At 42.4% G+C, this 23,264-nt stretch carries 20 protein-coding genes; 7 read left to right on the plus strand and 13 right to left on the minus strand.

The window, feature by feature from the left end:
* Positions 1-28 precede the first annotated feature (28 nt).
* The 4 genes from AC1DPZ_RS06305 to ggt all read right to left on the minus strand — a co-directional run bounded on the left by AC1DPZ_RS06305 (position 29) and on the right by ggt (position 3,977).
* Positions 29-976: an FKBP-type peptidyl-prolyl cis-trans isomerase gene (locus tag AC1DPZ_RS06305; protein ID WP_477401989.1), complete on the minus strand. Its 948-nt coding sequence runs from the start codon at positions 974-976 to the stop codon at positions 29-31.
* A gap of 58 nt (positions 977-1,034) precedes the next feature.
* Entirely contained in the window at positions 1,035-1,532 is a 498-nt protein-coding gene (locus AC1DPZ_RS06310) for an FKBP-type peptidyl-prolyl cis-trans isomerase (RefSeq protein ID WP_477401990.1), read from the minus strand.
* A 189-nt stretch (positions 1,533-1,721) separates the two neighbouring features.
* Positions 1,722-2,174: a MarR family winged helix-turn-helix transcriptional regulator gene (locus tag AC1DPZ_RS06315; protein ID WP_477401991.1), complete on the minus strand. Its 453-nt coding sequence runs from the start codon at positions 2,172-2,174 to the stop codon at positions 1,722-1,724.
* 84 nt (positions 2,175-2,258) lie between these two features.
* Positions 2,259-3,977, minus strand: coding sequence for a gamma-glutamyltransferase (ggt, locus tag AC1DPZ_RS06320; RefSeq protein WP_477402015.1), 1,719 nt, complete (start codon positions 3,975-3,977; stop codon positions 2,259-2,261).
* Between the two features lie 251 nt (positions 3,978-4,228).
* Here ggt and AC1DPZ_RS06325 point away from each other — a divergent pair, with 251 nt between their 5' ends.
* Entirely contained in the window at positions 4,229-4,726 is a 498-nt protein-coding gene (locus tag AC1DPZ_RS06325; protein WP_477401992.1) for a hypothetical protein, read from the plus strand.
* 103 nt (positions 4,727-4,829) lie between these two features.
* Here the strand turns inward: AC1DPZ_RS06325 and AC1DPZ_RS06330 are convergent, their stop codons facing one another.
* Together AC1DPZ_RS06330 and AC1DPZ_RS06335 are read right to left on the minus strand one after the other, a co-directional pair.
* Complete coding sequence (locus AC1DPZ_RS06330) at positions 4,830-8,573, minus strand: S8 family serine peptidase (RefSeq protein ID WP_477401993.1); 3,744 nt, start codon at positions 8,571-8,573, stop codon at positions 4,830-4,832.
* Between the two features lie 99 nt (positions 8,574-8,672).
* Positions 8,673-10,322 carry an NAD+ synthase gene (locus AC1DPZ_RS06335; RefSeq protein ID WP_477401994.1) on the minus strand — a complete coding sequence of 550 codons (1,650 nt, stop codon included), beginning with the start codon at positions 10,320-10,322 and terminating at the stop codon, positions 8,673-8,675.
* Positions 10,323-10,379: 57 nt separating this feature from the next.
* Between AC1DPZ_RS06335 and gldB the strand changes: the two genes are divergently transcribed.
* Positions 10,380-11,417, plus strand: a complete 1,038-nt coding sequence (gene gldB, locus AC1DPZ_RS06340) for a gliding motility lipoprotein GldB (protein WP_477401995.1) — start codon at positions 10,380-10,382, stop codon at positions 11,415-11,417.
* Between the two features lie 114 nt (positions 11,418-11,531).
* Here gldB and AC1DPZ_RS06345 read toward each other — a convergent pair whose 3' ends face one another.
* Both AC1DPZ_RS06345 and AC1DPZ_RS06350 read right to left on the minus strand, forming a co-directional pair.
* Positions 11,532-11,726 (minus strand): hypothetical protein, encoded by a 195-nt coding sequence (locus tag AC1DPZ_RS06345; protein WP_477401996.1) that lies wholly within the window; start codon positions 11,724-11,726, stop codon positions 11,532-11,534.
* Between the two features lie 239 nt (positions 11,727-11,965).
* Complete coding sequence (locus tag AC1DPZ_RS06350; RefSeq protein ID WP_477401997.1) at positions 11,966-13,639, minus strand: ArnT family glycosyltransferase; 1,674 nt, start codon at positions 13,637-13,639, stop codon at positions 11,966-11,968.
* A gap of 199 nt (positions 13,640-13,838) precedes the next feature.
* On the opposite strand from AC1DPZ_RS06350, the gene AC1DPZ_RS06355 reads away from it, so the two are divergent.
* Positions 13,839-15,080: an alkaline phosphatase family protein gene (locus tag AC1DPZ_RS06355; RefSeq protein ID WP_477401998.1), complete on the plus strand. Its 1,242-nt coding sequence runs from the start codon at positions 13,839-13,841 to the stop codon at positions 15,078-15,080.
* 224 nt (positions 15,081-15,304) lie between these two features.
* Positions 15,305-16,153, plus strand: a complete 849-nt coding sequence (locus AC1DPZ_RS06360) for a metallophosphoesterase family protein (RefSeq protein WP_477402000.1) — start codon at positions 15,305-15,307, stop codon at positions 16,151-16,153.
* Between the two features lie 77 nt (positions 16,154-16,230).
* On the opposite strand, the gene AC1DPZ_RS06365 is transcribed toward AC1DPZ_RS06360, so the two are convergent.
* From AC1DPZ_RS06365 to AC1DPZ_RS06385, 5 genes are all read right to left on the minus strand, one after another.
* Positions 16,231-17,193, minus strand: coding sequence for a Gfo/Idh/MocA family protein (locus AC1DPZ_RS06365; protein WP_477402001.1), 963 nt, complete (start codon positions 17,191-17,193; stop codon positions 16,231-16,233).
* A 156-nt stretch (positions 17,194-17,349) separates the two neighbouring features.
* On the minus strand, positions 17,350-18,417 hold the full coding sequence (locus AC1DPZ_RS06370) for a hypothetical protein (RefSeq protein WP_477402003.1): 1,068 nt from the start codon (positions 18,415-18,417) through the stop codon (positions 17,350-17,352).
* A gap of 121 nt (positions 18,418-18,538) precedes the next feature.
* A complete protein-coding gene (locus AC1DPZ_RS06375; RefSeq protein WP_477402005.1) occupies positions 18,539-19,429 on the minus strand; it encodes a class I SAM-dependent methyltransferase in 891 nt (296 codons plus the stop codon).
* Between the two features lie 124 nt (positions 19,430-19,553).
* The gene (locus AC1DPZ_RS06380; protein WP_477402007.1) at positions 19,554-20,306 is read right to left on the minus strand and encodes an ABC transporter ATP-binding protein; all 753 of its coding nucleotides are present in this window, start codon (positions 20,304-20,306) and stop codon (positions 19,554-19,556) included.
* Entirely contained in the window at positions 20,303-21,034 is a 732-nt protein-coding gene (locus AC1DPZ_RS06385; protein ID WP_477402009.1) for an MlaE family ABC transporter permease, read from the minus strand. Before AC1DPZ_RS06385 ends, AC1DPZ_RS06380 begins: the two co-directional genes overlap by 4 nt.
* Before the next feature lie 209 nt (positions 21,035-21,243).
* Between AC1DPZ_RS06385 and AC1DPZ_RS06390 the strand changes: the two genes are divergently transcribed.
* The 3 genes from AC1DPZ_RS06390 to AC1DPZ_RS06400 form a co-directional block, all read left to right on the plus strand.
* Positions 21,244-21,948, plus strand: coding sequence for an SDR family oxidoreductase (locus AC1DPZ_RS06390; protein WP_477402010.1), 705 nt, complete (start codon positions 21,244-21,246; stop codon positions 21,946-21,948).
* Between the two features lie 211 nt (positions 21,949-22,159).
* A complete protein-coding gene (locus tag AC1DPZ_RS06395; RefSeq protein WP_477402011.1) occupies positions 22,160-22,756 on the plus strand; it encodes a PspC domain-containing protein in 597 nt (198 codons plus the stop codon).
* 4 nt (positions 22,757-22,760) lie between these two features.
* A partial coding sequence (locus tag AC1DPZ_RS06400; protein ID WP_477402013.1) for a LiaI-LiaF-like domain-containing protein occupies positions 22,761-23,264 on the plus strand: 504 nt, incomplete at its 3' end.

The raw sequence follows: 23,264 nt of genomic DNA on the forward strand, positions 1-23,264 counted from the left end.
CCTTTAAAGAGGCTTTAGCTAAGTAATATTAGTTAGTTACCGTAACTATTGTAAAGTCAAAACGTAAGTTTGTGTTCCCGGCAATACTTGTACTACCAGATGCAATACCAGACCGGCCATAAGCATATCTTGATGGCAGGAGGAGGGTAACTGCAGCACCTGTAGTATAGCCCTGTAAACCCTGTGCCACACCTGTTACAGGTATGCTTCCGCCATTGCCCGAAAGATCGAATGCTACACCYGTAGTGTTGGCGTCAAACTCTGTTCCGGTTAAAAATTTGCCCGAGTAAGTTGCAGTAAAGGCCGAATACGCACCTATAGGATTTGCACCTGTACCTGGAGTTGTCACTTTATAATAATAACCGCCGGCCGATTTAACAAAGCCCGTTAAGCTATTGGTAGCCATATACTTTTTTATGACCTGATCGTCATAAGTATTTTGATCAGATATCACATTTACATAATAATCAAGACACTGGTTACCGGCAATACGGGTATTCACATTACTTGAACTCCCTGATCCGTTTCCGTTAACGCCATAGGCCAGGCGTGATGGTATAAGCACTCTTGCACTTGTACCTTTATACTTAATAAGGTTATGAATAGCTATCTGTAAACCTTTTGGCAACCCGTTTTGGTTTATATGGCCTAAAAAGCCATCGTAATGGTTATTGGTAAGTGAATCTACTGAATTGTACTTGCCATCAAATGATTTTAGGGTAAACACAAATTTTACTGTATCTGAGTAGTCCAATGGTGTGCCTGCCGTTGATCCCTGCGAAAGTATCTGGTAATAAATACCACTGGTATCACCATCGGTAGTATCACGTTTCATTGCAGTAAGCCCGTTTGCTTTAATATAGTTTTGGATATTGGTTTCGTCGTATTGTGTAATATTCGGATCGTTCCCGGTTTTACGGCAGGATATAAAACCTATTGTGGTAAGTAGTAATAACGTAAAAGTAATTTTCTTCATTTATATTGTTTGTTAACAGTAATAGCTATCATTATCGCTCTTTACCTTTATTTTTTGTCTAATTAGTTATGTTATAAAGCTGTATATTAAAATCAAGCACCGAATTAGCGGGCAAATTTATCGAATCCTGTGCAAATGGTCCATAAGCATACCTCGATGGAATAAGCAACCTTATTTTGCCACCTTTTTTTATTTGAGGTACTCCCAATTGCCAGCCCTTTATCACACTTCCTAATGTATAGGATGGATGAAAATTGCTGGTTTGCGCAAATACTGCATCATCGTTTAATCGTTGTCCGGTAAAACCTACTGTTATAGTTGTCGAACTGGTAAACAGGTCATTTCCAGATCCTTCTTCGCCTTTTTTTATAATGTAAAACACACCTGATGTATCAACACGTTTAGCACTGTCTTCCGGATGCTGTGCCAGGTAATCGCTAATTATTTTATCATCAATATCAGCTTGTATTTTATACTGTGCTAAAGGATCGGCAGATTTTTTACATGCACCCAATCCAGCCATCAAAAGCAATAGTAAAACAAGTAACCTGTTCATTTTTTCAAAAGGCAAATTTATTCTTTTATAATAGAAAAACGGCAGCTTAACATTTTTTAACACATTGCGCAGCCATTATTTGTTCACAACGAACATAGTTCAATCAAAAACGCATTATTCTTTGAAAAATTATAGCGGAATTGGCTTCTCAGTTATTGGTCAACAGTGCTCATCGGCGCCATTCAATGACTAATGGCTATTAGGTTTATAGTTAACTGTAAGCTTGTTTATCTTTTTTAGCATTTCGGTGAGATATTCCTTATCTGCCTCGCTGATATGGGCATCAAGGTAGTTGTTAAATTGCTTTACTACTACACGTGCCTGGTGACGTTTTTCTTTACCAAGTTCGGTCAGGTAAATCTTTACCGAGCGTTTATCGCCCTGATTGGATTCACGATAGATTAACCCCGTTTTTTCCAGTTGACTAAGCATTCTTGATAAACTGGTTGATTTAAGACCCAGCAAAGCTGCAGCCTGGGATACAGTGGTGCCTTCTTTTTCATCTATATTGATCAACAGATAGCCTATAGACTGTGTGATACCAAACTCGGTAACCAACTGGTTATACCTGTTAGCCACTGTTTGCCACACAATCTTTAAAAAATAATCGATGGTTTCCTGGTGTTTTACGCTGTTATGCATGCATACCAAACGTAAGAAATGCTTGTTAATTACGCAAATTTAAGTTTGCGGTTTGCAACAAAACAGGTATTAAGTACAGCCTTACTACCACCCCAGTTTAGTATCGTCCCCTCTGGGGTCGGCACCGCCTTCATAATAACCCTCCCTGGTTTTAAGGATGGCGTCTACGCGACCTATAGCATTGCGGTTTGTTATTTTGTAACCTTTGCTTTGCAGTTTTATCAGGGTTGCGCCGTCTATCCCGTCTTTTTCAACGGCTACTTCATCGGGCAGCCATTGTGAGTGGAAGCGCTTAGAGGCTACTGCCTGCTGCATATTTTGATTAAACTCTATCACGTTAAGTATAGTTTGAAAAACGGAAGTGATTATGGTTGATCCGCCGGGAGTACCCACCACCATAAACAGCTTGCCATCCTTTTCAACAATGGTTGGTGTCATGGATGATAACATGCGTTTACCGGGCTGAATGCTATTGGCCTTGCCTCCAACCAGTCCATACATATTGGGTACACCTGGTTTTGAGCTAAAATCATCCATTTCGTTGTTCAGTAAGAAGCCGGCGCCTTTCACAAATATTTTGGAGCCAAAACTATCGTTCAAAGTTGTAGTGATTGACACTGCATTGCCATCCCCATCTACAATAGAATAGTGCGTTGTTTGATCGCTTTCATAACCTGTAAAAGTGCCGGGTTGTATGCTGGTACTTGGGGTAGCTGCATCCCAGTTAAAATTATTCATGCGTGATGTTATATAAGCCGGTTTGAGGAGACTATCGACGGGCACTTTATAAAAATCGGGATCGCCCAGGTATTTTGATCTATCGGCATAAACCCGGCGTTCGGCCTCAACTACCAACCTTATAGTACTATCCTGGTTATATCCCCATCTTTTTAAAGGATATTTTTCAACCGATTGCAGCAGCTGCAGCAGGGCTATTCCTCCGCTTGATGGCGGTGGCATGGTAATGATCTTGTAGTCTTTATAATTACCCGTAAGGGCTTTACGCCAAACCGCATGATACTTTTTTAAGTCTTTTTTGGAGATCAGGCCATTCCCGCTTTTCATTTCGGCAACAATCTGATCGGCAACCACGCCCTTATAAAAGCCTTTACGGCCTTTATCACGGATAAGTTCAAAGGTTTTGGCAAGATCTTCCTGTACCAGCAGATCTCCTTCTTTCCAATCCCCATCTTTAATTAAATAGGTTTTACCAGGATTTAGTTTCAGAAATTGGGTATGGGTGCGGTTTAGATCATTGGCCATGCGTTTGGTTATTTTAAAGCCGTTGCGGGCAAGGTCGATAGCCGGTTGTACCAGGTCGGCCCATTTTAGCTTGCCATATTTGCGATGAGCCCTAACCATGCCATCAACAGAGCCGGGCACGCCCGATGCCTGGCGTGTATACAAGCTCATATCGGGTATTACATTCCCGGCGGAATCAAGATACATATTGGCACTTGCACCGGCAGGGCCTTTTTCCCTGAAATCGAGGGTGTTGCATTTGCCCTTTTTTGAACGGAAAACCATAAAGCCACCACCGCCAATATTGCCGGCATCGGGATAAGTTACAGCAAGTGCAAAATGTACAGCTACAGCGGCATCAACGGCATTACCGCCTTTCTTCAAAATATCAAGACCAACCCGGGCTGCATCGGGGTAGGCACATACTACCATACCATTATGATATTGACCATTATTGTTGTCAACGGATTGCCCGTATGCGCAACCGGCGGAAATAAAAAAAAGTATAGTTAAAAATCGCGTTAAGTGCCTGATATTTGTTATTTTGAAGGTATATATCATCATAGTTTAAATAAATTATTTTTACTAAAATAACTTATTTGAGGGCACAATCCCACTAAAAAACGAACCAATATTTCCCTCTGAAAATCAGTTAGATGAACATTAGCCAAAATAGTTTTTACTTTACAATACCATAAAAAACCAAATCCGGCGTTTATTTGCAGAAACATTTAAGCTTACGCATGGTTAAACCTGTGTTAAGTTTTTATGCCAAAACATTACCTGTTTAATTGTTTATTTAAAACTACTATATGAAAAAATTAATTTACATTCTGCTCTTCTCTGTTTCATTTTTATTAATTGGTAAGCGCTCACGGGCACAGGATTATAAGGTGGCCGCCGGTTTAAAATTCGGGGCATATGAAATTGGTCCTTCCGGAAAATACTTCCTGGATAAAAACACGGCACTTGAAGGCCTCCTGGGCATTCGCGATCATGGCCTGGTAATAACAGGTTTATATGAAATACATACGCAGGCTTTTAATGTTGATAAGCTCAATTTTTATTATGGCTTTGGGGGGCACTTAGGCTCCATAGGTAGCGGATATTACAAACGCTTTGGCAGCGATGATCAATATTATAAAGACAGGCACCTTTTATTAGGAGCTGATGGCGTTTTGGGCCTTGAGTGGATGGTGCCCAATAGCCCGATTGCGGTAAGCCTGGACCTTAATCCCCGCCTTGAGGTGGCAACCGGACCATTTTTTGACATTGCACCGGGTGTTGGAGTAAAATATACTTTTCAATAAAAAAGCACCCTCTAAGTCTCACCCGCCAGCTGGTGCGTGAGACTTTTTGCAAACACAATTTAAGCCCTGCGTTCCCGGAAAGTGTTTGTATGAGGCCGACGAATTAATGGGCTACAATCACCTTCTTACCGTAAACCTTACTACCCAGTAATACCTTTAATACATAAACGCCAGGCTGCAAATTGGTTACATTTATCACTGTGCTGAAATTGCCCTGGGCCAGGATCTGTTTATTTGATAACACAGTTTGTCCCACAGAATTGACAAGCGATAAATTCAGTTCGGCAGCAGCTTTTGCTGTAAATACAACATAAAGATTGACACTTGCCGGCACAGGGAATACCGTTAACCCGATATCGGTCGATTTATCAGCATTGGCAACCGTTCGTGCGTAAGTAAAAACATCTGATAAGGCTACACATCCGCTGGCTAAAGTATCTGCCACCTGGTAATCCCCGCTTTGCAGGGGCTCATAAGTGGCACCGGTGGCTCCTGCTATAGGCTGTCCATTTAACAACCATTGGTTGCCTGTTACAATACTGGACTTTAAGGTATTATTACTTTGCGTAATTATGGGTTTGGTTAGTGTAACAGCTTTTCTTGCTGCCGATGCGCAGCCCAGGCTTTGCACCTTCATATCATAAAAGTAATAATAAAAACTTTTGTAGTAGCTTGTATCCGATGGGTTATCACCTGTCGCGTCGTTCCCGGTAATACTGAAAATATTACCTATGCCAAATGGATAGGCTGTTACACCTGCGTTGTTACGGTAGATGGTTGCTGTATTATCATACTCAACCGATATTACGTATTTGCCTGCAGCCGGTAATTCAAGATTGAGATTATAAACCTTACCCTGGTCGGCCGGGTCATCTGCCTGCGGGCCTGGCAGAGGTACGGTACGGGTGGCCTGGGCATTTATGGTTGTTGATGCTACGATTTGTCCGCTACTGTTACTTGCGTTAAAAGTAATTTTACCAGGATTGCCGATGTACAGGCGGGCGCTTTGAATAACTACCGGTACTTTGGTATTAACTATCACCGATGGTGTAAACTGGTTATACCCACCGCCGCCGAAAGTATTTTTAGTAGCCGGACCTACCGTCCCTTTAAAATCATTTACCCCTGCGTAATATTTATTGTTTACAGGCGGATACGCTGTGCTTACAAGGCTGCCTGCTGCAATAGGGATAGTATCATTTATGTTTTGGTACCAAAGTAAAGTGCCATCACCATCGCCCGATAAAAGGTATTGTTTGCTATCGGTACAGTAGAAAGCGTTAAGAGCGCCAATTGCAGATGGTGAGTTGACATCGATAGTTGTTGTTACAGTATCATTTGTTTTTACCGGGTCGCCGGTTAAGTTGCTTATAGCAGTTATAGTATAGGTGGCCCCGGCAAGCGCATTAAAACTTTGGCTAAAGGTAAAATTATCTTCATCGCCCGATGCAAGTGTGCCGGTATAAGTTCCGGTAAAGGTAGTTACAGTATTGTCAGAAGCGGTTATTTTTACTGTTAGCGGGATATTGCTGATTGCTGCGCTGCCAAAGTTTTTAACCCGGATAGTTACGGGTGTACTTACCGAGCATGTTCCATCTGACCCAGGGTTAACAATGGCCGAAATACCTGCATCAACGCTGGTTTGTAAAAATTGCACCCGGTAATCCTGGGTTTCGCCTTTGCTGTAACTGCCGCAGGCTTTTATAGTGGAGGTGTCCCCGGTTTCACTTAATACTACCCGCATTAAGCTGTAAGTGCCCGCGGATACATTTGCCGGTATTTTTATAGTAGTATTATATGTGCCTGTACCGTTAATAAAACCGGTAGTTGCAACCAGTTCGGTATTATCAAAAACGCCGTTTTCATTATAATCAATAAATACCCTGGCCGCTTTAGTGAAATTGCCGCCGCAGGTGCCCAGGGTAATACTTAGCGGATAGGATTTGTCCTGCTCCAATTGAACTGTTAAATTGGTGTAATCAGAATAACTTTTGCAGCCCTGGGCCGGCGTATTATTAATATTAGCAAGCTTAAGGTTGTTAATGCGCGAATCGACATTACTCAACGGAGCCGACGAGCAATATGCTATGCCACCAATACCGGTTACTATAAGTGAGTAGGCCTGCAGGCCGGGCGCTAAAGTACCTTTATGAGATACTGTAACTGTGTAAGCTTTGCCTGGTACCACATTGGCAATATAAACCTGCTCCACATTATCCCGAATGTTGTCGCCGGTTGTTGCAGCAGCAGATGGGTGCTCAGGATCTAAAATCCATGCATCATAGGTAGTATTGCCATCGCTAACCTTTATATCCAGGTCATTTACCAGTTTTGGGGTACGGCTGTTTATCGTGCCATCGGGCGAAACCGTTCCCTGAGGGTCGGTCCATGCAATGGTGGCCATTAAAGCGCCCGATCCTGATGCCAGCACATTAAATGTTTGGGTTTGGCCCTGGATAAGGGTATTTTCTTTAATAAGGCTCTTGGTGCCATTATCAGTTATAGCCTGGGCGGCTTTTGTCATGTTGAGCAGTCCCCATCCATAAACATAATCGGGACCTACGTTACCGGCATCAAAAGCAGTATGGCAAACCAGGCCCTTCAGCGTTGCCGAGCGCATAAAACTCTGGTTGTTTTGTTTGTAATAGTACTCCTGCAATAAATATAAAGATCCTGTAATATTAGGCGCAGCCATTGAGGTACCCGATAAGGTAAGATACGATGTGCTGTTTGCAACGCCTACTGATGTTACACTAACGCCGTCACCAACAATATCGGGTTTAACCCGGCCATCATCAGTTGGCCCCCAGGCACTGAAATAAGCAATGCTTACATCCTGCCTGTTTGTAGGGCCCGACGATAAAGGGTTTACAGCCCCTACGGTAATTGTGTTTTTAGCATTACCAGTTGTGCTTATGATATCATAACCGCTGTTATCGCTGATGGTTGCAGGTCTGGCACCCTTGTTTACCATCGTTTGGTCGGTTCTGCTCCTGTAGCCATAATAGGGTGAACCTATGGCTGGCCCGTTACTGGACCGGCTATTACCGGCCGATTCGACTATAAGATAATATGGTGCGGTATAAGCAATTTTATCCCATGACTGTGCGCGGGTATCATAAAAACCAAAAGTGTAATCAACAGAATCACCGGGTAAGCCATACCATTCCCAGCGCGAGTCGGTATCGCTATATTCCCATCCTGCCACATCACCGTAGGAGTGATTGGATAGTAGCAAGCCTGATGCGGCAGCACTCATTTCGCTTATATCGTTATCAAAATCCCATGATAAAAGGCTGCCCGCGTTAAAGGCCATCCCTTTGGCAGGTGCATATACACCCTTGGCTATCATAGTACCTGCTACGTGAGTTGTATGGTCAAGTATGGTTGCACTATTTTTTATGGTAATGGTTTTACCTGCAAATTCCTGGTGAGCGGCATAAACCGAGCCGCCATCCCATATGGCCAGTTTATTGAGAAGGCTGGCACTGGAGCCAGACAGGTTTAACCCTAACGAACCACCGGGTTGTACAGTATTAGTACCTGTTGTTGCCGCTGCAGTAGTGTTATTATGTGTAATAAGGTATATGGGGAAACCTAAACTGTTTACTCCTTGCAACGACAGTAAATTGCCGTTTTTTGACCGGCGGCTGATTGGCCACCCGCGTTTGCCTGCTAACGACAGAGCCTGCTGCTTGCTGGCCATGTAAATATCTTTTAATTGTGATGAAAAGTTAGCTAATTCGGCTTTTTTGGATTCACTTACCAGAGGTTGCTGGGCAAAAGCTTGACCGGCTGTACACAGCACAAAAAAACAAGCACATAAAGCTGCGTAAAATTTATTCATGGGCTTGAAATATAGTTATTTTCAAGAAAATTAAATGAATAAATTAACTCATTATAAATTAGCTTTTATACAGAGAATCGATAATCACACCGAATTTATCTACGAAAGATATTTACCCACAATAGGCATTCTGCGGCCCATACCAAAGGCCTTGGGCGAAACCCTTAAGATTGGGGGTGTTTGGTAGCGTTTATGCTCGGCCGAATTGGTAAGCTTGATTACCCGGCGAACGGTCGCTTCGTCGTATCCCATTTTTATGATCTCGGCAGATGAGCGACGGTATTCAATATATTCTTCCAATATTTTATCCAGAATATCATACTCGGGCAGGGAGTCGGTATCCTTTTGGTCGGGCCTTAACTCAGCCGATGGTGGTTTAACAATGGAATTGATTGGGATGATTTCTTTATCACGGTTAATGTGACGTGCCAGTTCAAAAACCTGCGTTTTATATACATCGCCTATAACGGAGATCCCTCCGCACATATCGCCATATAAAGTGCCATAACCTACTGCCGCTTCACTTTTATTGCTGGTATTTAGCAAAATATAACCGAACTTATTGCACATCGCCATTAATAAAATAGCCCTGCTGCGCGATTGGATATTTTCTTCGGCAATATTAAACGGAAGGTTTTTAAACTGCGGGTGCAAGGAGCCCTCAATTGCTTCGGTAATATGCTTTATAGCTATTGTTTCACTTTTGCAGCCCAGGTTTTTCACCAGGTCTTCAGCATCTTTAAGAGAATGGTCTGTTGAAAAACGCGAAGGCAGCAATACAGCCATCACATTTACAGGCCCCAGGGCCTCGGCAGCCAAAGCGCAAACCACAGCCGAATCTATCCCGCCGGATAAACCTAATATGGCCTGTTTAAAGCCCGATTTATGAAAGTAATCGCGGATACCCAATATAATTCCCTGGTGTATTTGGTCAATATCACTTGGCCGTTCGGTTTTTAGGGTTGATGTATGTTCAAAACTTAGCGTGCCCCCATCGGCAAGGGTATAATAAGCCATATTCTCTTCAAAATAAGGCATTTCATCTATCAGCTTACCTGTATTATCAAATATCAATGATCCTCCATCAAATATCAGTTCGGTTTGGGCGCCTACCTGGTTTACATAAAGCAGCGGTAAATTATAGCGACTGGCATTATTGCTCAAAATGGCAATCCGCACCTCATCGTGGTTATAAGCAAAAGGCGATGCGGCAATATTGATCATTATATCAGGCTGCTGATTGATCAGAATATCCATTGGGCGGGTTACGTATAATGGGTTCTCGATGGTATTCCACAGGTCCTCGCATATAGTAAGCGCTATTTTTTTGCCCTTAAATTCAATACAATTAAAATCTGTTGATGGTTCAAAGTAACGGTACTCATCAAACACATCATAATTTGGCAGCAAAGCTTTATTCACAATGGCTTTAACCTTACCATCTTCAATAAAATATGCAGAGTTGTTCAGGTCTTTACCCTCTGTTTTGTTATTGAAAGTAGGCAGGCCGATAATGCAGGCAACATCAGTACATACTGCAGCTATTTTTTTTGCGGCTTCATCGCACAAACCAATAAACTCATCAAATTCAAGAAAGTCGCGCGCCGGGTAACCGCAAACGCATAGTTCGGCAAATACAACAAGGTCGGCACCTTTTTCCTTTGCCGCTAATATATGATCAATAATTTTGGCCGTGTTTGATTCGAAATTACCTATATGATAGTTAAGCTGKGCTAATGCGATTTTCATGGATGGTATAGTAACGTATTAATGCAAATAAAAATTATTTTTGCTCAAAGGATAAAAATGATAACTACCCGGCATAAAGCAAAACAAATTTACTTAATTTTTTTTATTGGCCTGATATTGGCGGCCTGCGGGCGCAATAAAAAGATTGATGTAAGTAATATTGACCTTGAGGTGAAGATAGAGCGCTTTGATCACGATTTTGATGCTATGCGCACCGGGTCTATGAGTAAGCAGGCTGGCTTTCTTCATAATAAGTATGGTGTATTTTACCAGGATTTTATTGAGCGTATTTTACAGRCCGGCAGTACAAAAGATACTGCCTATTTTAAAACCCTGCGCGAAGTATTTAAAGGGAAAGCCTATAACGATCTGAAACATGATGTGGATGCTGTTTATCCTGGTATGGATAAGCAAAATGCCGAACTGACCGAAGCTTTTAAGCATATTAAATACTACTATCCGCAGAAAAGGATCCCGAAAGTTTATGCTTACTTATCAGGTTTCCAGGCACAAACATCAATTGGCGATGGTTATTTTGCCATAGGGCTTGATTTGTTTTTGGGAGCCAACTCCAGGTTTTATCCTTCCATTACCAGCGCRTTTCCGCATTATTTATCAAGGCATTTTACGCCCGATAATATTACACCCCGCGTTATTGAGGGTATTGCCCGTGAGGATATGTTTCCGGAAGATGACAACGATAAATCATTGCTATCAAAAATGGTGTACAACGGTAAGATCATGTATTTTATGGATAGGATATTGCCCGATGCAGGCGATACATGTAAGATAAGCTACACTGCGGCCCAGTTGAAATGGTGCACTGATTTTGAATCGAAGATATGGGCCTACTTTTTAGAAGAGAACTTATTGTATGAAACGGATTACCCAAAAATTCAGAAATATCTTACCGAAGCCCCGTTCACCCCTGGCCTGGGCGAAAGAAATGAATCGGCCCCAAAGCTGGCTGTATACACAGGCTGGCAAATTGTGCGTGCCTACATGGATAGGCATCCTGAAGTTACTTTGCCGCAGTTAATGGCCGATAAGGATGCACAAAAAATATTAAATCAATCTAAGTACAGGCCGAAGTAGCCCCAAAAGGATACTTTTTGATTTGTAGATGTATGTTTAAAACTAAAGAAACCCCGTTCAAAAATGAACGGGGCTTCCTGTTTATATCTGCCAACTCCCTTTTAGGAAGTGGGATTACTTCATAATATCAAACACTGCTTTTAAAGCAAGCAAAGTACCAACCAATAGTGCGAAATTAGCTATATAAGAGAAGTAATGAGAGTTTTCATCACCTGCAAAACGGATGAATACACCAAAAATGCCTATAATAACTGCGACAACTAATAGTTTGTAATGTTTCTCTGCGTTAGCGTTTTCCATTGACTCCATGATACCGTATTTAATGTTTTGGCAAAAATAGAAATGTTTAGCGAAAATGCCACTAATTTTTATGATTTTATGGAGCTTAAAAATGTGGGGTGTTTTCTTTTATGATATTTTATCAGGATCCACACACTGATGCCTGCTAAAATGAATATCCACAGGTTAGTTATGGCCAAAATAAGTTGAGTAAATAAGTACCAGCCATTATCATGAATTGGAATCACAATGCAACAAGCTATTGTCTTTTATTTTTTTGATAAATTGACAATGGCTACTTCCATACTATACAATTCTTTATCGCGTGTGGCTTTGTTTAAAAAAGCAGGACTGAGGCGGGTGACAGGGTATGATTTAAAAGTTTTAAGCACTTTTATATTCCATCCTTTATTAATATAAGTGTGCAGCACATCGGCATTGGTATATAGCAGTGCCGGGCCAGGGAGGCTGCCTGTACTATCAGGGTTGATTTCGGTAAAGGGAGCATCCAGGTAAAAGTTCAAATCGTCATGAAACTGACCGGCAGCTATATAAACGGGCAGTTTGCCGGGGTTGTTATGATTTATCCACATAGCGGCCTCGCTGCCCCCCTGGTAATGCAGCAACGATGGGTAAAAGCACAGGTTAAGGTATAGGTTAACGGTAAAGGATACCAAAAGTGTGCGGTATATGGTTTGCTGCATTTCTGCCGATATTTTTGAGGGCAAAAATATCAGCATCAGCAAAAATGCTAAAATGATGGGCCCTGTTAGCCAGTTAAACGTTTCGGGTTTGAAAAAGTACTCAAGCGCGCTCACTATAACTACAAGCAATATAATAACTACGTTTTGCGTAACGCGTACTGCTTTAATGCTTTTTAAAGATTTTAGCTTATCAAGATATTGCGCTGTAATAATAGCGAAGAAGGGGAAAACGATATTAAGATAATGCGGCAGCTGAAATTTTGATGCTGAAAACAGCAGGAAGGTGATCAACGACCCGCAGATGCAATACCACTCCTGCGCCTGTACATTTTTAGCTCCTTTTTTTATGAACTGAAATATAGCTGCAAACAATAAAAGCGACCATGGCGAAAATGCCCATAGCAGGGTATGGATAAAAAAGCTGGGGTCGCCGCTTCCTTTAATGGGGCCTGTATTAAAAAAACGGCCAAACTGACTATCCCAAAAAAAGAATTTAATACCTGATACACCGGTACGGCCAAATACCACCTTTTCGGGGTGCAGATCAAACTGCTGGTACAGGCTCCAGATCTCGGGCAAAATAAACACCAGTATCAATAAGGCTGCAAACAGCCATCGCCAGGTAAAAAGTTGTTTCCACTGCCTGGTGATAATCAGATGGCCTGCAACTGCGCCGCCTATGGTAATAAGGGCGAACATACCTTTAGTCATGAGCGCGCAGGCTGTGAACAGGCTGGCCAGTATTAAATGCCAGAAACTGTCACCCGTTTGGGCTTTATAAAAGTGATAAACCGCGGCAATGATTAGCCCGGTTAAATAAGGCTCGGCACGTACATCGGTGTTGGATAGGACAATGTGCTGCGCGGTAAGCAATATCAGTACCGACCAAAGGGCTATTTGTTTACTGTATAGGTTTTTGGCAAATTGATAAGTATAAACGGCCCCCATCATCATAAACAAAATACCAGGGAGCTTATAAGCCCATGTTTTAAACCCGAAGCATTTAAAAAACAAACTGGTAACCCAAAATGGGAAATGTGGTTTATCCAGCCAATCGCCGCCCCAGGCAAACAGGTCGCTGTAATTGTTGCGCAAAACCATATTTTTTGAAATGGTGGCATACAGGTTAGCATCGGGGCCTATAATGGTTGTAAACAACCCGCTAAAATTTATAACAACCGCCATACCGATAAACAGGTAAAGCCATTTGGTTTGATTTGCGGTGCTGTTGAGATTCATAAGGTAATTGCTGTAAAGATAAATAGAATTGTAGGAGGTGCGGGAATTGAGATTGAATTGTCTGTCGCTGTACCGTATGTTATGGGTGCAGGTAATATTTTTTGCATTCGTTGGCTTTTAATACAAAATCAAAAAACATAACAATTTATTAACCCGGCAATTTTTTATTCAGCTTAGCTTAGCGCTTTATATTTCAACAATGCAAAACCTTGTTAAATTATTTCTTTTTGGCCTGCTGTGTACTGTGGTTATTGGGGCAAAGGCCCAACCCCGTATAAAAAAAGCTATCTTTATTATTGCTGATGGGATTCCTGCTGATGTGATCGAAAAAGTGAACACGCCAAATCTTAAGCAGATTGCTGCACAAGGCGCCTACCTGAGGGCGCACGTTGGAGGCGAAAAAGGCGGTTATTCACAAACGCCTACTATTTCTGCCAATGGATACAACAGCCTGCTTACTGCTACATGGGTAAATAAACATAATGTTTGGGGTAATGATATTAAAGCGCCGAATTATAATTACTGGAACATCTTCCGGATGTTTAAAAATGCTTACCCAGGTAAAAAAACTGCTATATTTTCGAGCTGGACGGATAACCGCACAAAGCTCATTGGCGATAACCTGCCCGACGCCAGCAGCGTTCACCCCGACTATGCTTATGATGGCTTTGAGCTGGACACGGTAAAATTTCCGCATGACAAGGCCGGCGATTATATGCACCTGATAGATGAGCAGGTGGCAGCATCAGCAGCCTTATGTATTAAAGATAAAGCGCCCGACCTTTCATGGGTGTACCTGGAGTATACCGACGATATGGGGCATAAATATGGCGATAGCCCGCAATATTATGATGCCATTGAGAAGATGGATGCGCAGGTTGGCCGTATATGGCAGGCTATCCAATACCGGCAGAAAAATTTTAAGGAGGATTGGCTGATATTTGTCACTACCGATCATGGCCGTGATGAGCAAACAGGCAAAAATCATGGCGGCCAAAGTACGCGGCAGCGCAGCACCTGGATGGTAACAAATTACAAACCACTTAACAATTACGCCAAATACTATACCCCGGGTATTGTGGATATTACCCCATCAATCAACAACTTTTTAAATGTAAAAGTACCCGAAGCACAGTTACGGGAGCTCGATGGTATTTCGCTGATTGGCCCCATATCCGTTGCTCAGCCAGAAGCCAATTTAGTGCAGGGCGCGCTTGATGTAAGCTGGAAAGCTATGGATGCTAAAGGTAAAGTAAAGATATGGGTAGCCGCTGCAAATAATTTTAAGGAAGGTAAAGCCGATGAATATAAGCTGTTAGCCGAAGTGCCTGTTTCTGCGGAGCATGTTTTGGTTGATGTAAAAAACATGCCATCGGGGTTTTATAAGGTATGTATTGAAGGGGAATTGAATACGGTGAACAGGTGGGTGATAGTGAAGTAGGTTTTTGGACAAAGGACAAAGGATTTTTGGATGAAGGACAAAGGATTTTCGGACGAAGGAGCAAGGATTTTTGGACAAAGGAGCAAGGACGAAGGATTTTGGACGAAAGGATTTTCAGACAAAGGATTTTCGGACGAAGGAGCAAGGACGAAGTTATCTAAACCTTTACAGTTTAGGATGACTTCATGTTTTTTTAAATATTAACGCTTAATTTTATATAGATCATGGGCACACGGCGGGATTTTATTGGAACCAGCCTTACTGGTATAGCAGCTTTAACTTTATTGCCAGCTGTTAACTCTTTTGCAAGCATTGGTAATGGTTATAGGCGGGAGCATAAAGCAAAACTGAAACTTCGTTTTGCGCTGGCATCTGATATTCATTACGGGCAGCCCGGTACCGATTTTACTGCCAATACCGGCAATATGGTAAAATGGCTTAATGAAGATCATGCTAAAAATCACCTGGATATGGTGATTGTTAACGGCGACCTGGTGCATAATCGTCCCGATTTGCTGCCCGAAATTAAAAGCACTTACCTTGATAAACTGAGCGTGCCTTACCATACTATTCCCGGCAATCATGATTTTGCTGATGCGTCTGTTTGGAAAAAGAGCTTTGGTTACGAGGATAAATATACTATAGAATTTGGCGACATCGCTTTTGTGCTGGCCAATACTGCCGATACAAAAGGCGTTTATGTGTGCCCCGATAATTCCTTTATCAAAACATCGCTGGATAAATTTGCCGGCAAAAAAATTGTATTTGCAATTCTGCATATCCCGCCAATAAACTGGACTAAAAATGATGTTTTTACCGATTGCCCCGAAACCATTGAGCTGCTGCATAACTACCCGAATGTAAAGGCCGCTTTTCATGGTCACGATCATTTGCTGGATGGCGTACGCTATACCGGCAACAGATTCCCTCATTTTTTTGATTCGCATATAGGAGGTAATTGGGGAACCGATTACAAGGGATACCGGATAGTTGAGGTAGATGAGCAAAATGCCATTTATACTTACCAGGTAAATGCCAGCCAAAACCCGGTGCTCAACTCCAATAAATTTTAATAGGGCAAAACAGGTTTGAATTTGAATGCTGTTTTGGCTGCCGGTTTTACAAACAAGCTTTAAATTAATCTTTATTACTATTCTCCCGGATATTTTAATCCAACCTGCGCCCGGGCCCGGTCAATCATATCAATCATTTGCCGCGACATCTGGTGGGGGATGATGGGGCTTTCTGTTGCACCTGATCTGATCAGGTCGCAAAAATGTTTTATCTCGTAATTCAAGCCCCCGGCGGTAAATGGCTCATTGAGCTCTACACTTCGGCCATCCAGATAATCAATAGTTGCGCGGGCCGGGTTCCACCAGTTTTTATGGATGGTTACGTGGCCAAGCGGACCAGCAATGAGGGCGTCGCCCTTGCCATGCAGGTCAAACCCCGCATACAATTGCGAATAACCACCCGCATGCAATGTTTGGAATATCGCAAACATATCGATACCCGTTTTGCCAAACCGACCCATGGTTTGTACTTCCTGCAATTCGCCAAGCCAGTCAATCGCCAAAAAGGCTTCGTAAATCCCTATCCCCATTAAACTGCCGCCAACCAGGTCGAGGTTATAATTTGGATGATCGGGCGGGCAATCGGCAACAGCCGATCCGGCGCGAACATAACCCGCCGGGCCAATAGGGTCGGTAGCCAGGTATTTTTTTAAACGGGTGTATAATGGATAGAAGGGAGGTTTCATACCCTCCATAAATAAGAGTCCGGTTGATTTCACCACTTTCAACACCTCATCCAGTTCGGACAGGTTTACCGTGGCCGGTTTTTCGCAAAGCACATGTTTACCGGCTTTAAGGGCGGCTATGCTATAAGCGACATGGCTATCGGGCAGGGTGGCAATATAAACCGCATCAATATCGCTTGCCAGCAGTTCATCTAAAGTATAACAGGCCTTGCCACCGTATTGCGCCACAAAATCATCAACGGTAGCCGCCCGGCGCGAATATGATGCCACCAACTCAACACCCTCAACAGCGGCAAAACCCTGCATAAAGCGGTGAGCGATGCGGCCGCAGCCTATAATTCCGAATTTGATCATTTTTTTAAGTCTGTAGTTCTAAGTCGTGAGTCTTAAATTCTAAACCGGTAATTTAGCTCAGCTTCAAAAGTATACTAAAACTAAAAAGTCCCAACTCAAAAATATAAATATTCCTGACTTGAGACCTTTACTTAGAACTTAAGACTTCCGACTTATTTACTGGTACTGAATATAAATAGGGTACGGTTTATACCTTGATAAAACCTCCTCTGGTGTTAACATATGGTGAGGGGCTTTTTTGATGTCGTTTTTGTAAAACAATTTAAAGCCTGTAAACTGTACCGGCTCCTGGTTAATGAAGTAGCGGTAAGTACCGGTTTTAAGGTCGGGTTCGCCCCAGCCGTCCATATCCATAACTAACTGTACTTCTTTACGCAGTTTGATGTTTTTGTAGTTGGTCACCATTTTTTTGGTGAAACGGTGTACTACCAAAATTTTGGGTGGCAAGCCGTTTTTCCTTACAATTTTGGCCAGGTAGTCTGATACGTAATTGATATCAGCCGCATCATAGGTGCCTATCCTTTTGCCGGGTTTGCTGCCATCTTTCATCGAAAACTCAGGGTCCATACCAAAATGAACCTGTGGCATTGATAAATATTTTTCAAATAAAGGTAACTCCGCCTGTATGTTGCTTAAGGCTACCTGCACATCTAAAAATACAATGGCATGTGCTTTTTTTGCTAATACCAATACACTGTCAATTTGTTTAAAAGGCATGCGGTAACGGAATTTTCCGTCTTTGCCGCCATCACCCTGTGCTACTACAGCAATGTAGTGTAAAGCGGGTTGCACCGGTGTTTTAGGATCGGCTTTTTCCCAATGCTTTACCTCTCCCTTTAATTTGGCAAGCATTTCTTTTGGCGGCAATTCGCCCAAAATGCCCATTTTTTTTGAGTAAAGATTGCCGTAAAAAGCAACTACGCGTTTATATGGTAAAATAGCGCCGCCTATTGGGTATGGTGTATTTTTAACAGGCCATCTGCCGGTGGTATCACCATGGGCATTAAACTTTAATAAAGTATCATATTTTGCCTTATCTATAGGAGGATAATCTGATTTTTTTACGCTGAGCGAATCTGCTTCTTCGGCTTTTGCCGAATCAGTTTTAGCAGCTGTTTTCTTACTATCTGTTTTGCCGGCACCATCGCTTTGCGAGCAGCCAGGTAATAGTACAATGGACGATAAGAGCAGGGTTGCAGATAATAGGACGTTTTTTAATTTCATGTGTGTCTATGTTCGGTAAGTGGCAGGTGTGCGTAAGTTGTATTTTAATTTAAACTAATTTTCAGCTACTTATAAAGCAACCAAAGCAGGTTTAGTTTGAGGCAAATATAAATATTGATAATTAATTACCTTTAACTTTATGAAACTTTCCGAAAACGCCCAATGGCAATTTGGGGCCAGCTGTGGCCTGCAGGTAAAGTTCGCCGATCTCCAGGTTTTGCACTTTGGGGTAGGCGCTTTTAATCAGGTTTTCTATTATTACCGATGAAAAACCAAGCGAATAGGTGTTCAGGATCAGAAAATGTTCTTCAGGATCCAGCAGTTGGATCACATCGGCCATCATCTCGTTGATGTTATCCTCCAGTTTCCATTTTTCGCCGTTCGGGCCATTACCATAAGCCGGTGGATCGAGGACGATGCCATTGTATTTTTTGCCGCGTTTAAGTTCGCGTTTTACAAATTTAAGTGCATCCTCAACCACCCACCGGATATTGCTTAAGCCCGAGATCTCCTGGTTTTCGTTAGCCCATGTAACCACCTGTTTAATGGAATCTACATGTGTGGTATCGGCACCCGCGGCCTGCGCTATTAATGATGCGCCGCCGGTGTAGGCAAACAGGTTAAGTACTTTTGGCTGTGGGGTTTTAAACCGTTTTATATTTTGAGTAATGTAATCCCAGTTTACGGCCTGCTCGGGGAAGATCCCAAGATGTTTAAAAGAGGTTAACCCCAGGCGGAACTTGATAGCTGCATCGTTATTTTTATACTCGATGTGCCAGCGGTCGGGAGTTTTCGGGTCTTTTTTTATCCAGTCGCCCGCTGTGGCAGAGCGGCCTTTAAACTTTATGTGGTGTAAACGCTGCCATTCGGCAGGAGGGAGGCTTTTGCTCCAAACCGCCTGTGGTTCAGGGCGTATAAGTACGGTGTTCCCAAAACGCTCCAGCTTTTCAAAATCGCCGCAATCAATCAGCTCGTAATCTTTCCAGTGCGTTGGGGTAAGTAGTTGAATCATTTTTATCGGGTTCGTGGTTCGCGTTGCCGGTAGCCGGATCTAAAAGTTGCAAATGTACTAATTTTCCACTTCGTACTAAATCGCGTAAAAGTATATCCCGCAACCCGCAACTCGCAACAGATAATCAAAGCTTCGCTTTTGCTGCCCTCATGAACTTGCTGGCGAATACAAAGTCGTTAAGTTCCTTGTTATCGGTGTGGGCAATTTCTTTGTTGCTGCCTTCCCACCATTTTTTGCCCTGGTGCAGGAACAAAATATGATCGCCAATACCCATTACCGAATTCATATCGTGGGTAACAACAACTGTGGTGATCTGGTATTCATCGGTAAGTTCGCTTATCAGGTCATCAATCAGGATGGAGGTCATAGGATCGAGGCCTGAGTTAGGCTCATCTACAAACAAGTACTTGGGTTGCATGGATATGGCCCTTGCTATGCCCACGCGTTTTTTCATACCTCCCGAAAGCTCGGATGGGTACAGTTTATTTTTACCTGCCAGGTTAACCCTTTCAAGGCAGAAGTTGGCCCTGTCTCGTTTTTCGGCCCTGGTTTGGTTGGTGAACAGGTTTAAGGGGAACATGATGTTTTCTTCAACCGTCATGCTATCAAACAGTGCCGAGTTTTGAAAAAGCATCCCAATGTGGGTGCGTATAGGCACGCGTTCCTCAAAACCCATATCGGTAAAGTTTTCGCCATTAAAAAGCACATCCCCTTCGGTAGGTTCATGCAGGCCTACAATGCATTTTAGTAATGTTGTTTTGCCCGAACCTGAACCGCCAATGATGAGGTTATTTATACCGGGTTTAAAATTAGCGCTTATGCCAGATAGAACTTCGTGTTCGCCAAATGTTTTATGGATGTTTTGAATTTCTATCATAAAAATAGACGGGAGATTACTAAATCGAACAATAAAATCATTACGCAGCTAAAAACTACACCGCGCGTGGCAGCCTGGCCAACTTCAAGGGCACCGCCTTTGGTATAAAAGCCCTGGTAGCTGCAAATGGTAGTGATGATAAAGCCAAACACAACTGCCTTAACCAAACATACAGTAATAATAACAGAGTTAAAACCATCCGACAGGCCAATTATAAAGTCATCGGTAGTAACTTCGCTTGAAGTAAGACAAGCAATGTAGCCACCTATAAATCCTAATAATATAGATACGATAACCAATAACGGGAACATGGTTACACCTGCTATAACCTTGGGCGATATTAAATAGCCCGGTGCGTTTACGCCCATGATCTCTAAGGCGTCAATCTGCTCGGTAACCCGCATGGTGCCTATCTGCGATGCCATACTTGAACCAACGCGGCCTGCAAGTACCAAAGATGAAATGGTGGGGCTAAATTCAAGAACCATACTATCCCGGGTAATACCGCCTACTACCGATTTTGCTATCAGCGGACTAACCAACTGGAAGGCGGTTTGGATAGTTACAGCTGCACCGATGAAAACCGAAATAATCATGATTATGCCTAATGAACCGATGCCCGCCGAAACCATTTCGCGCATTACCTCTGCCCAGTATACTGTGAATTTTTCGGGTTTTCTAAAACTTAATCTTAGTAAAAGTATATATCGCCCTAAACTTTGAATCATAGTTATGTATTAAAAATCGGATAAAATTACATTTTTAAATTTAGCTTACCAGTCGCTATTGTTTAATTGCCTAAAATAGGAGCTTTTTGCAAGCTATTATTTTAGCTTGCGTAATTTAGCTTGTCAAAAATCAACAGGCATAAAAATCACCCTCAACAATTGGGGGGCTTAAATTAAAAGTACATTCAAAATAAAAACTCATCATCACTATGAAAAATGCCCTTATTACCGGTTCAACAAAAGGCATGGGCCGTGCCATTGCCATAGCTTTTGCAAATGAAGGCTTAAACKTGGCTATTTGTTCGCGAAACGAAAAAGAATTATTGGAATTTAAGGACGAACTGCTGCATCATAACCCCAACATTAAAGTTTTGGCCAGGGTAGCCGATGGAAGTAACAAAACCCAACTGCTTGGCTTTGCCGCCGCTGCACAGCAGGAACTTGGTTTTATTGATGTGATTGTAAATAACTTAGGCATGTTCACCCCAACAAGTATACTCAATGATGCTGATGATACTTTTGAAAAACAGGTAAATACAAACCTTATGCCCACCTATGAGCTGTATCGCTTTTTTGGTAAAGCCATGCAGGTTGCGCACAAGGGCCATTTTTTTAACATATGTTCGGTAGCGTCATTAAATCCAATTGCCCAGGCAGGTGCTTATAGCGTAACAAAATACGCGCTGTTAGGTCTAACAAAGGTAATGAGGCTTGAAATGCAGGAACATGGTGTAAAGGTAACCGCAATAATTCCCGGATCGACGTTAACGGATTCATGGAAAGATGCGGTTGTTGATAAAAACACAATGGTTTTACCAGAAGACATCGCATCGGCAATCATCAATATATACAGGATGAGCGCAGGAGCCAATGTAGACGAGATAATCATTAAACCAGCGCCGGGTCAGTTGTAAGTCGGCAGTACTAAGTCTCAAGTTTAAAGTCTGTTTTATGACTCAAGACTTCCGACTTAAGACTTCTGACTTAAGACTTTTCACCGTCAAAACCCGGCAATTCACCGACTTGTTGCACGTGCTAACCTATATTGTATAGGTATTTTTAGCCGCCCGCTGTACTTTTATATCATTAAACAAACCCAAACTTGAACGTTATTTAAATAAGATTATGGAAAAGAAGCTTTATCGGGATGAATACCGAAAGAAAATAGGAGGAGTTTGCGCCGGTCTGGCCGAATACTTCGACATGGATGTAGCCATTATACGTGCCCTGTTTTTACTTACATTTATATTTATGGGCACAGGCCTTGCGGCCTACGTTGTACTATGGATAGTGATACCCAAAAGAGGGGTCAACTTTTATAACCCTAATGTTGATTACAGGGTACCACCAGAGCAACCCTATAGTCCATTTGATAGCAGCGGCCCGGTAAMACCAGGCGCCCCGTTTGGAGCCATACCGCCAAAAAAATCATCATCAACCGCAGGTGTTATTATTGGTTGTGTACTGATATTTTTTGGTGCGTCATTCCTGCTTCACGAACTGCATGTTTTTTACTTTTGGCACATGGCTAAATTATGGCCTGTTATTTTAATAGTAGTTGGTTTGGCTGTCATTGTATCGGGCCAAAAAAAGGAGCCCTGGGAAACAGGCTTTCAAAATACCACTACCGATCAGGACGTGAAAGCAACTGATGACACCGACACCCTGAATAAGGAAGAGAAAAAAGACGATAATATTACAGACACCCCTCCAACTATATAAAATCATGAAGAGCGATAAATTAATTCCAGGTGCTATCCTGGTGTGTATAGGAGCCATATTTCTGCTTCACAACTTTGATATTATTGATTTCCATTGGATGAATATACTCCACCTTTGGCCTATATTTTTAATTATAGGTGGAGTGAACCTGGTTTTTGCGGGCAATAAATCGCCATTGGCAACAATTTTAAAACTTACAGTGGTTGTAGCTGGTTTTGCACTGCTGCTGTTTGGCCGCTTTGGCGATCGTTATAACTTTTGGCCACACAATTTTGTTCATTGGGATAGTAACGATAGCGGCGATGACAATAGTGATGACGACAATAGTGACAGCGACAGCACCAACACTGATCACGGCGTAGTAAAAATTGAAGGCAGCAGTATATTTAATAAAGAGTATACACCTGATGCCAAACTGGCCCGTCTTAACATCAGCGGCGGCGGTACAACTTATACACTTAACGATACCACCAGCCAGCTGTTTAAAGCAGAAACAAAGGAGTTTTAT

Source organism: Mucilaginibacter sp. P4_G9, from assembly GCF_056400985.1.

Excerpts from the sequence above, each read along its gene's own strand:
- AC1DPZ_RS06310 (WP_477401990.1), bottom strand. The coding sequence starts at position 1,532 with ATGAACAGGTTACTTGTTTTACTATTGCTTTTGATGGCTGGATTGGGT.
- AC1DPZ_RS06315 (WP_477401991.1), bottom strand. The coding sequence starts at position 2,174 with ATGCATAACAGCGTAAAACACCAGGAAACCATCGATTATTTTTTAAAG.
- ggt (WP_477402015.1), bottom strand. The coding sequence starts at position 3,977 with ATGATATATACCTTCAAAATAACAAATATCAGGCACTTAACGCGATTT.
- AC1DPZ_RS06325 (WP_477401992.1), top strand. The coding sequence starts at position 4,229 with ATGAAAAAATTAATTTACATTCTGCTCTTCTCTGTTTCATTTTTATTA.
- AC1DPZ_RS06330 (WP_477401993.1), bottom strand. The coding sequence starts at position 8,573 with ATGAATAAATTTTACGCAGCTTTATGTGCTTGTTTTTTTGTGCTGTGT.
- AC1DPZ_RS06345 (WP_477401996.1), bottom strand. The coding sequence starts at position 11,726 with ATGGAGTCAATGGAAAACGCTAACGCAGAGAAACATTACAAACTATTA.
- AC1DPZ_RS06350 (WP_477401997.1), bottom strand. The coding sequence starts at position 13,639 with ATGAATCTCAACAGCACCGCAAATCAAACCAAATGGCTTTACCTGTTT.
- AC1DPZ_RS06355 (WP_477401998.1), top strand. The coding sequence starts at position 13,839 with ATGCAAAACCTTGTTAAATTATTTCTTTTTGGCCTGCTGTGTACTGTG.
- AC1DPZ_RS06360 (WP_477402000.1), top strand. The coding sequence starts at position 15,305 with ATGGGCACACGGCGGGATTTTATTGGAACCAGCCTTACTGGTATAGCA.
- AC1DPZ_RS06365 (WP_477402001.1), bottom strand. The coding sequence starts at position 17,193 with ATGATCAAATTCGGAATTATAGGCTGCGGCCGCATCGCTCACCGCTTT.
- AC1DPZ_RS06370 (WP_477402003.1), bottom strand. The coding sequence starts at position 18,417 with ATGAAATTAAAAAACGTCCTATTATCTGCAACCCTGCTCTTATCGTCC.
- AC1DPZ_RS06375 (WP_477402005.1), bottom strand. The coding sequence starts at position 19,429 with ATGATTCAACTACTTACCCCAACGCACTGGAAAGATTACGAGCTGATT.
- AC1DPZ_RS06380 (WP_477402007.1), bottom strand. The coding sequence starts at position 20,306 with ATGATAGAAATTCAAAACATCCATAAAACATTTGGCGAACACGAAGTT.
- AC1DPZ_RS06385 (WP_477402009.1), bottom strand. The coding sequence starts at position 21,034 with ATGATTCAAAGTTTAGGGCGATATATACTTTTACTAAGATTAAGTTTT.